Consider the following 8,930-nt stretch of genomic DNA (forward strand, 5'->3'; position numbering starts at 1 on the left):
CCATGAGCGATTTCAGCACCCTGGAAGTCATCAAGGACCCTCGCGGCTTCGCCACCCTGTGGCTAAGCCGCGAAGACAAGAACAACGCCTTCAACGCGCAGATGATCCGCGAACTGATCGTCGCCCTGGACCAGCTCGCCGAGGACGCCAGCCTGCGCTTCTTGCTGCTGCGCGGCCGCGGCCGGCATTTCAGCGCAGGTGCCGATCTGGCCTGGATGCAACAATCGGCACAGCTGGACTTCAACACCAACCTGGACGATGCCCGTGAGCTGGGCGAGCTGATGTACGCCCTGCACCGGCTCAAGGCTCCGACCGTGGCGGTAGTGCAAGGCGCGGCCTTCGGTGGCGCCTTGGGCCTGATCAGTTGCTGCGACATGGCCATCGGCGCCGAGGACGCACAACTGTGTCTCTCGGAAGTGCGCATCGGCCTCGCGCCAGCGGTGATCAGCCCGTTCGTGGTCAAGGCCATCGGCGAGCGCGCCGCCCGCCGCTATGCCCTGACCGCCGAGCGCTTCAGCGGCGTGCGCGCCCGCGAGCTGGGATTGCTGGCCGAGGTCTACCCGGCCAACGAGCTGGACGCTCAGGTCGAGGCCTGGGTCGACAACCTGCTGCTCAACAGCCCCCAGGCCCTGCGCGCCACCAAGGACTTGCTGCGCGAAGTCGACGACGGCGAGCTGAGTCCGGCCTTGCGCCGCTACTGCGAAAACACCATCGCCCGCATCCGCGTCAGCCCCGAAGGCCAGGAGGGCCTGCGCGCCTTCCTGGAAAAACGCCGCCCCGCCTGGCAAGCCAACGAGAAGGAAACGCGCCCATGAGCCGCCCCACCCTGACCACCCTGCTGGTCGCCAACCGCGGCGAGATCGCCTGCCGGGTCATGCGCACCGCCAAAGCCATGGGCCTGACCACGGTCGCCGTGCACAGCGCCACCGACCGCGATGCCCGCCACAGTCGCGAGGCAGATATCCGCATCGACCTGGGCGGCACCAAGGCTGCCGAAAGCTACCTGGTGATCGACAAACTCATCGCCGCCGCCAAGGCCAGCGGCGCCCAGGCCATCCACCCGGGCTATGGCTTCCTCTCGGAAAACGCAGGCTTCGCCCGCGCCGTCGAACAGGCCGGCCTGATCTTCCTCGGCCCACCGGCCAGCGCCATCGATGCCATGGGCAGCAAGTCGGCGGCCAAGGCGCTGATGGAAAGCGCCGGCGTGCCGCTCGTGCCCGGCTACCACGGCGATGCCCAAGACCTGGAAACCTTCCGCGCCACCGCCGAGCGCATCGGCTATCCGGTACTGCTCAAGGCCAGTGCCGGCGGTGGCGGCAAAGGCATGAAAGTGGTCGAGGAAGAAAGCCAACTGGCCGACGCCCTGGCCTCGGCGCAGCGCGAGGCGCAATCGTCGTTCGGCGATGCGCGCATGCTGGTGGAAAAATACGTGCTCAAGCCGCGTCACGTGGAAATCCAGGTGTTCGCCGACCAGCACGGCAATTGCCTGTACCTCAACGAGCGCGACTGCTCGATCCAGCGCCGTCATCAGAAAGTGGTCGAAGAAGCCCCCGCTCCTGGCCTGTCCCCCGAGCTGCGCCGGGCCATGGGCGAGGCGGCGGTGCGCGCCGCTCAGGCCATCGGCTATGTCGGTGCCGGTACCGTGGAATTCCTGCTCGATGCCCGTGGCGAATTCTTCTTCATGGAGATGAACACCCGCTTGCAAGTCGAGCACCCGGTCACCGAAGCCATCACCGGCCTGGACTTGGTGGCCTGGCAGATCCGCGTGGCCTGTGGCGAGCCGCTGCCGATCACTCAGACGCAGGTGCCACTGATCGGTCATGCCATCGAGGTGCGGCTGTATGCCGAAGACCCCGCCAACGAGTTCCTGCCGGCCACCGGTACCCTCGCACTGTACCGCGAATCGGCCCCAGGCGAAGGCCGTCGAGTGGACAGCGGCGTCAGCGAGGGGGATGTCGTCTCGCCGTTCTACGACCCCATGCTGGGCAAGCTGATCGCCTGGGGCAAGGACCGCGAACAGGCCCGCCTGCGCCTGCTGGCCATGCTCGATGAGTTCGCCATCGGCGGGCTGAAGACCAATATCGCCTTCCTGCGCCGCATCCTGGCGCACCCGGCCTTCGCCGCAGCCGAACTGGACACGGGCTTCATTCCACGCCACCAGGCCGACCTGTTGCCGGCACCCACTGCCTTGCCGGCAGCGTTCTGGCAAGCCGCCGCCGAGGCCTGGCTACAGGGCCGCCCCACGCTCCAGCGCCAGGACGATCCCGGCTCGCCCTGGGCCCGGCATGACGGCCTGCGCCTGGGCCTGCCGGCGCGCAGCAGCCTGCACCTGGTCAGTGGCGGGCAGGACCAGGCCGTAGCCTTGGAATACAGCGCACCCTCCACCTGGCAACTACAGGGCGAGCACCTGTGCCATGAGCAGGACGACCTGCGTCGTCGCTGCCTGGCCATTCGTCGAGGTGACGCGCTGTATCTGCAATGGAATGGCGAAATGCACGCGGTCAGCGCCTTCGACCCGATCGCCGAGGCCGAAGCCAGCCACAGCCACCAAGGCGGCCTGAGCGCCCCCATGAACGGCAGTATCGTGCGTGTATTGGTGGAACCGGGTCAGGTCGTGGAGGCTGGCACCGCGCTGGTGGTGCTTGAAGCGATGAAGATGGAGCACAGCATCCGCGCACCTCATGATGGCACGGTCAAGGCACTGTTCTGTCAGGAAGGTGACATGGTCAGCGAAGGGGCGGTACTGGTGGAATTGGCTGAGTAAACACAAAGAGGCCGCTGCGCGATGGAGTGCGCAGCGGCCCCTGCCGATCAGAACTTGCCGTGCACGCGGACCACGACACCGAGAAACTCGCAGCCCTCTTCGCACAGCATTGTGGGATACCGGGTATTGAGCGGCCTGAGCATCCGCTCTCCGCCTTCTTCGATCAACTGCCTCAACACCGCAGCCTTGCCCGGCTGACGGGCGATCACCAGTTTGCCAGGCGCCACCTCAAGGCCAGTATCCACCAGGATGAGCATCCCCTGGGGCACACTCATACCGCTTGCGGCATTCATCGAATCGTTTTCAACCGGCAGCCAGAATGCGTTACCGGCTGGCATGTAGTCACTCTGCTCATGCACATCGGCGGTTTCAGGCAATGTGCCCTGTAAATCGCTCCAGGCCAGTACCGGAAGCCGAAAACTGGCATAGCGCAACGCTTCGCCCGATATTGGCCGCCCTGGCGCGTAGACCCCTGGAGGTTCACGCAACAGGTTGCGCTCCACCACCATGACCTGCGCCTGCAGGTACACCAGCCCGAGTTTTTCCAGCTTTTCGTTGATGGTCGCCAGCGTGGGTTTTCGAGTACCGCGCAACCAATGGCCTACACCGCCCTGGGTCATCCCCAGACGTTCGGCGAGCTTGAGCTGGTTGAGCTTGTGTTCACGCTTGTAGCGCGCAAGAAATTCGTTCCAGTTTTCCATGGCGGAGAACAATACGGACTGCACCTGCCGCATCAATACACATCCTGAATTATCTTCAATGAGCCAAATAATACATGCTGACCTATGCTGCGTATTCACCACTCCCAAGTGAATATCAACAGGTATCAGGATGAAACCATCGAAAAACGACGAAACAGATCTCGACAGCGAAGCAGCCCGCCGCGCCCTGGACTACTACCTCAATCCCACACCGCCCCGGCCCAATCTGGACACCAAGATCTGGACTCTGCATGAAGGCGTAAGCGCCGCACAGGCACATGACCATGCCCTGGCGCTGTTGCGCTGCGCAGCGGCCACTGCCCACGAAACAGCCACTCACCAACCCCAGGGCATGACCCGGGAGGTGATGTTCGCATTGATGCACATGATGAACATGGCCAGGGCACTGCTGGAGCACCAGCAGGCGTCAGGAAAGGCCGAAAGATGAGCAAGACGTGAGGGCCGACGAACGGTGAGGAGCCGTATCCCGGCGATCAGGCGCCGTCCGGTAATATTTTTTTACCAGGCAGGGGAAAATTCATTTGACTGTCAAATGATAACGATTATTATTGCACTCAGCTGGTCGCGAGACCTGCTGGATAACCTGGAAGCCCTTAGGTCGGACTCTCAGATTATCTCCTCATCAGGCTAATCACGGTTTTGACCCGGCTTTTTGCCGGGTCATTTTTTTGGCTCTTCAGGCTAATGAAGATCGGTACCGTTTGATGGCCGCGAGGATAGCAAAGGTATGTCAATTCGTGAACGTGTGTTGCAGCGTTTTGCGAAATCAGCACTTGAGAATCAATATCGTTACGAATAATCTAATGGCGCATCACGGAAGATGCCCCCTACTCCATTTAGAGCAAGGAGCTATCCATGACCCGTCTGTTGCTGCCCCTGGAACATGACACCGCCTTGCAGGCGCCGACCGACGACGCCCTGCTCCATGGCTTGCAGCGCTTACCACGGCGCGTGCAACAGATCTTTCTGCTCAATCGCCTCGACCAGCAGGACCTTGCGAGCATCGCCCAGCGTCTCGACCTCCCCCTGTTGACCATCGAGCGCCACCTGAATCAGGCCTTGCAGATCACCTGTACCCCAGGCGACGCCCTCGCCCGCACTGCGGGGCAGTGGTACATCCACTTGCAGAACCCTGAGGCCACCGCCTGCGAACGCATCGACTTTCGCCGCTGGCTCGACGCCGCCCCGGAACACCTGCATGCTTTCCACGACACCGAACTGCGCTGGCGCAGCCTGCTCGCCCCTGCCCGCCAATTGGGCCATGACGGCTGGTACCGCCATGGCCGGGCGGCACTGTCGCTGGGCGGTTGTTCGATCGTGGTCGGATTGGGTGTGGCCGCCTTGGCCTTGCTCGGCTTCTTGACCTGAATCTCTTCCAGGCCATTGGATGAGCAAGCAGTACTTTCCTACAGGATTTAGTCGCCCAGCCTTCTGGCCAAGCGGTGTACAGTAACGCCACAACAAAGCCACAGGAGTCTGGCAATGACCGTGACGCTGTCCCCGCTGCAGATCGACTGCGATTTCGATTCCGGAAATATCCAGGTACTGGACACCCGCGACCCGAGCCGGGTGCGCTTGGCCATCCGCCCCGATACCAACAGTGGCCATTTCCAGTGGTTCCACTTCAAGGCCAGCGGCCTGGCCCCGGGCCAGACCCACCGTTTCAGCCTGGATAACGCCAGCCAGTCCTCCTATAACAAGGCCTGGCACGGCTATCAAGCCGTAGCATCCTATGATCAACAGCACTGGTTTCGCATCCCCAGCCAGTTCGACGGCCAAGCCCTGGTGTTCGAACTTCAAGCCAAGGCCCCCCAAGCCTGGTTCGCCTATTTCGAACCCTACCCCCGCGCCCGCCACAATCAATTGATCGAACGTGCCAAGCAGTTGCCGAGCGTCGAGCTGCTGGCCTGCGGTCGTAGCGTGCAAGGCCGCGATATCCCGCTGCTGCGCGCAGGTAACGGCGCACCGGGCAAGCGCAAGCTGTGGCTGATCGCTCAGCAGCACCCAGGCGAGCACATGGCGGAATGGTTCATGGAGGGCGTGATAGACCGTCTGCAAGCCAACGACAGCACCGTCCAGTCACTGCTGGCCGCCGCCGACCTGTACCTGATCCCGAACATGAACCCTGATGGTGCCTTCCTCGGCCATCTGCGCACCAACTTCAAGGGCAAGGACCTCAACCGCGCCTGGCAGGACGCCAGCGTCGAGCTCAGCCCCGAGGTCTTCTTTGCCCAGAGCCAGATGAAGCAGCACGGCGTGGATGCGTTCATCGATGTGCATGGTGACGAGGAAATCCCCCACGTCTTCACCGCTGCCTGCGAAGGCAACCCAGGCTACACGCCACGCCTGGCGAAGCTGGAGGAGCAGTTCCGCTCCACTCTGTGCAGGATCACTCGGGACTTCCAGACCGTACACGGCTATACCCGCGACGAGCCCGGTCAGGCCAACATGACGCTGGCCTGCAACGCCGTGGGCCAGGCCTATGATTGCCTTTCACTGACGCTGGAGATGCCGTTCAAGGACCACGACGATGCGCCCAACGCCATCACCGGCTGGTCGGGCGAGCGCTCCAAGGCGCTGGCTGGCGCCGTGTTGGAGACCTTGGAGAAGATGGTCAAGGATTTGCGCTGAAGCAATCTGGCGCTATCGGGGGACGAGCCCGCTCCTACAGGGAGCAGCGCTGTGCTTGTTCCGCGATGGCAGCCGGATAGGCGCCACGAGGCTCAATGGCTATACGAGCGAAAGACAACAGAGGGCCAGTGCGCCATAGCGCAGAGAAAAGCTGGGAAAAGACTTGAAGAAATGGCAGGGGCGGCTGGATTCGAACCAACGCATGGCAGGATCAAAACCTGCTGCCTTACCGCTTGGCGACGCCCCTGTATCGGATGCGACGAGTGCGAGAGCACTGTCGTTCTGACGGTTCGCTGACAACGACGTTGAGCCGCTGTGCTGGAATGGGCGGCACTATACCAACACTCAATTCACCTGGGAACCCCCGGAGCGAAAAAAATTGCCTTAAAACAGCAAGTTAGTCTTCGCATCCGTTTCTTCAGCCCCACCTGCTCTGGCCATCCGTCGTATTTTCTGCGCCTCGCTTTAACAACCGCGTGTTCGCCCCTTCCAATCAGGTAAGAAAAGCCTGCGCATTACAAGGAGGGCGCCATGCCAGTTTCCCATGACCTATACCAGGACCTGCACTATCCCCGCGAAATCGTCCAGCAGCGGCGCCAACAGGACAAGGAACTCGACCGGCTGCTGGATGAATATGTGGACATCGACAATCAGGTACTGGCGGCCGAATCGATCTCGGCAGGCATCGCCGATGACGACGACCTACGGCGCCTCAAGGAACGGCGGCTGGCGGTCAAATACATGATAGAGCGCCAGCTCGAGCGCAAGGCGTGAGCCCCCTGGGGCTGTATCGCAGTCCCCGCCAGATGTCGACGGGGCGCGCCGGTCAGATCCGGAAGCGGCTGAGCAGGCGGTCCTGTTGACCCACATGTTCGACCATCACCGAGCACTGGCTGACTTGCTGCTGCGCACCGCCGGACACTTCCAGGCCGATGTCGCGAATATTGGTGGTGTTGCGGTTGATCTCTTCGCTGGTAGCGCTCTGCTGCTCGGCAGCGGCGGCGATCTGCAGGTTCATGTCATTGATGCGGTAGATCGCCTCGCGAATGCGCCCGAGGGTCTCATTGGCTGCATTGGCATCCTCGGCAGTCTTGCTGGCGGCATCGCGGCTTTGCTGCATGCGCACCTGGGCCTGGCGTACACCCGCTTGCAACTGGTCGATCATTAGGCGGATCTCCTGGGTCGATTGCTGGGTGCGCGAGGCCAGCGAACGCACCTCATCGGCCACCACAGCGAATCCGCGCCCGGACTCGCCGGCACGCGCGGCCTCGATCGCGGCGTTGAGTGCGAGCAGGTTGGTCTGGTCGGCAATACTGGTGATGACCGAGAGGATCGACTCGATGCTGTGGCTGAGGGTGGACAACTCGTTGATGGCCTGCCCGGTGGTGTTCATTTCCTCGGCCAGGCCGTTGATGGCCCCGGTCGAACGCAACACCAGCGCCACGCCGTTCTCGGTCTGATCGTGTGCAGCCACCGCAGCCTGGGCGGCGGCCTGGGCATTGCGCGCCACGTCCTCGGCGGTGGAGGCCATTTCGTTCATGGCGGCGGCCAGTTGATCGAGCTCCTGCAACTGCAGTTGCACGCGGCTGGCCGCCTGGTTCGCCTCGTGGGAGGTGGCCGTGGTGCTCTCGCGCACCTGTTGCGAGGTCTGCTGCACATCGCCGATCAGCGCCTTGAGGTTGCCCAGGAACTGATTGAACTCCACCGACACCAGCGCCACTTCATCGTTGCCGGACACTGGCAGTTGACGCGTCAGGTCGCCGTTACCACGGTTCATGTCGGCCAGCGAGGCCTTGAGCCGATCCAATGGCAACAACAAGCGCCGCACCAATAGGCCCAGCACCAGCAGGCTCAGCAGCCCCCCCAGCCCGGTGCCGACAACTGCGCGCCAGGTCAGTTGATGGCTGGCCGCCATGACGATGCCTTCATCCAGCACCACGCCGATATACCAGTGCATGCCCTGGAGGTTGGACAACGGAATGAACGACACCAGCAGGGACTTGCCATCCACCTCGATCGACTGAAGCTGGCTTTCCAGTGGCGGCTGCGCGCCGCCGAACAAGGCACTGTAGGGCTTGCCGTTGAGCTGAGCATCAGGGTGGGAAATGATGTTGCCGTTCTGGTTCAGCAAGAAGGCGTAGCCCGCGCCGCTGAAGTCCAGCGTGTTGATGGCCTCGATGACTGTGTCGAGATGGATATCGCCGCCCAGCACACCGGCGAAACGCCCATCGTCTGTGATTCTGCTGACAGCCGAAATCAGCACTTTCCCCGTTGAAGAATCCTGATAGGGCTCGGTCAGCACTGCCTGGCTGCTCCCCTCCCCGGTTGCATACCAAGGTCGCGTGCGACCGTCATAGCCCGGCTTGGGCTTCCAGGCTTCAAGGTCGCCAATGGGCTTGCCATCGACCTGCAGGGCACCGAACACCAGTGCAAACTCCTGCTTCAACACGGGTGAACCGGTGATGCGCTGGATGGTTTGCTGGCTGACGGGGCTGGCGATGGACTGGACCGTCAGGTCCATCAGATGCAGCTTGCCGTTGAGCCAGTTCTCGATCTGCCGGGCAACGGCCGTGCTCGATTCGAGGATGCTTTCTCCCGCTTGCGTGCGCAGCACTGTGCGCACCTGACTGACCTGGGCCAAGGACAACAGGCTGGTGGTGATCAACAACACGCAGGCAGCGGCGAGGCTGACCTTGTACCGGATTTTCATCAAGACTCCAGGGGAAATCGTACAGGCGGTGATAACTCTTTCGCGGGAAAACCCACTCCCCCAGAAAACGCACAAGCGCTGTGGGAGCAGGCTCACCCGCGAA

Annotated in this window: 7 protein-coding genes, 1 tRNA gene and 2 pseudogenes; 6 read left to right on the forward strand and 4 right to left on the reverse strand. The window is 62.5% G+C overall.

The features are described from left to right. Window positions 1–2: 2 nt before the first annotated feature. A complete protein-coding gene (locus ABOA88_RS05560) occupies window positions 3–815 on the forward strand; it encodes a gamma-carboxygeranoyl-CoA hydratase (RefSeq protein ID WP_367851092.1) in 813 nt (270 codons plus the stop codon). After that, entirely contained in the window at window positions 812–2,764 is a 1,953-nt protein-coding gene (locus ABOA88_RS05565) for an acetyl/propionyl/methylcrotonyl-CoA carboxylase subunit alpha (RefSeq protein WP_367851093.1), read from the forward strand. Before ABOA88_RS05560 ends, ABOA88_RS05565 begins: the two co-directional genes overlap by 4 nt. 47 nt (window positions 2,765–2,811) lie before the next feature. On the opposite strand, the gene ABOA88_RS05570 is transcribed toward ABOA88_RS05565, so the two are convergent. Further along, the gene (locus tag ABOA88_RS05570) at window positions 2,812–3,465 is read right to left on the reverse strand and encodes a LexA family protein (protein ID WP_196168853.1); all 654 of its coding nucleotides are present in this window, start codon (window positions 3,463–3,465) and stop codon (window positions 2,812–2,814) included. A gap of 130 nt (window positions 3,466–3,595) precedes the next feature. On the opposite strand from ABOA88_RS05570, the gene ABOA88_RS05575 reads away from it, so the two are divergent. The 3 genes from ABOA88_RS05575 to ABOA88_RS05585 all read left to right on the forward strand — a co-directional run bounded on the left by ABOA88_RS05575 (window position 3,596) and on the right by ABOA88_RS05585 (window position 6,117). Next, on the forward strand, window positions 3,596–3,913 hold the full coding sequence (locus tag ABOA88_RS05575; RefSeq protein ID WP_196168834.1) for a hypothetical protein: 318 nt from the start codon (window positions 3,596–3,598) through the stop codon (window positions 3,911–3,913). A 428-nt stretch (window positions 3,914–4,341) separates the two neighbouring features. After that, entirely contained in the window at window positions 4,342–4,854 is a 513-nt protein-coding gene (locus ABOA88_RS05580) for a DUF4880 domain-containing protein (protein ID WP_196168835.1), read from the forward strand. 114 nt (window positions 4,855–4,968) lie between these two features. Continuing rightward, the gene (locus ABOA88_RS05585) at window positions 4,969–6,117 is read left to right on the forward strand and encodes a M14 family metallopeptidase (protein WP_196168836.1); all 1,149 of its coding nucleotides are present in this window, start codon (window positions 4,969–4,971) and stop codon (window positions 6,115–6,117) included. A 172-nt stretch (window positions 6,118–6,289) separates the two neighbouring features. Here ABOA88_RS05585 and ABOA88_RS05590 read toward each other — a convergent pair. Continuing rightward, window positions 6,290–6,364, reverse strand: a tRNA-Gln gene (locus tag ABOA88_RS05590). 284 nt (window positions 6,365–6,648) lie between these two features. On the opposite strand from ABOA88_RS05590, the gene ABOA88_RS05595 reads away from it, so the two are divergent. After that, window positions 6,649–6,891: a DUF465 domain-containing protein gene (locus ABOA88_RS05595; RefSeq protein ID WP_043212077.1), complete on the forward strand. Its 243-nt coding sequence runs from the start codon at window positions 6,649–6,651 to the stop codon at window positions 6,889–6,891. 52 nt (window positions 6,892–6,943) lie between these two features. On the opposite strand, the pseudogene ABOA88_RS05600 reads toward ABOA88_RS05595, so the two are convergent. Both ABOA88_RS05600 and ABOA88_RS05605 read right to left on the reverse strand, forming a co-directional pair. Continuing rightward, window positions 6,944–7,462: pseudogene (locus tag ABOA88_RS05600) on the reverse strand (methyl-accepting chemotaxis protein); the annotation flags it as partial. A gap of 339 nt (window positions 7,463–7,801) precedes the next feature. Beyond that, window positions 7,802–8,827: pseudogene (locus tag ABOA88_RS05605) on the reverse strand (HAMP domain-containing protein); the annotation flags it as partial. Between the last annotated feature and the right edge of the window lie 103 nt (window positions 8,828–8,930).

Source organism: Pseudomonas sp. PKS (genome assembly GCF_051913525.1).
Lineage (GTDB): Bacteria > Pseudomonadota > Gammaproteobacteria > Pseudomonadales > Pseudomonadaceae > Aquipseudomonas > Aquipseudomonas guariconensis_D.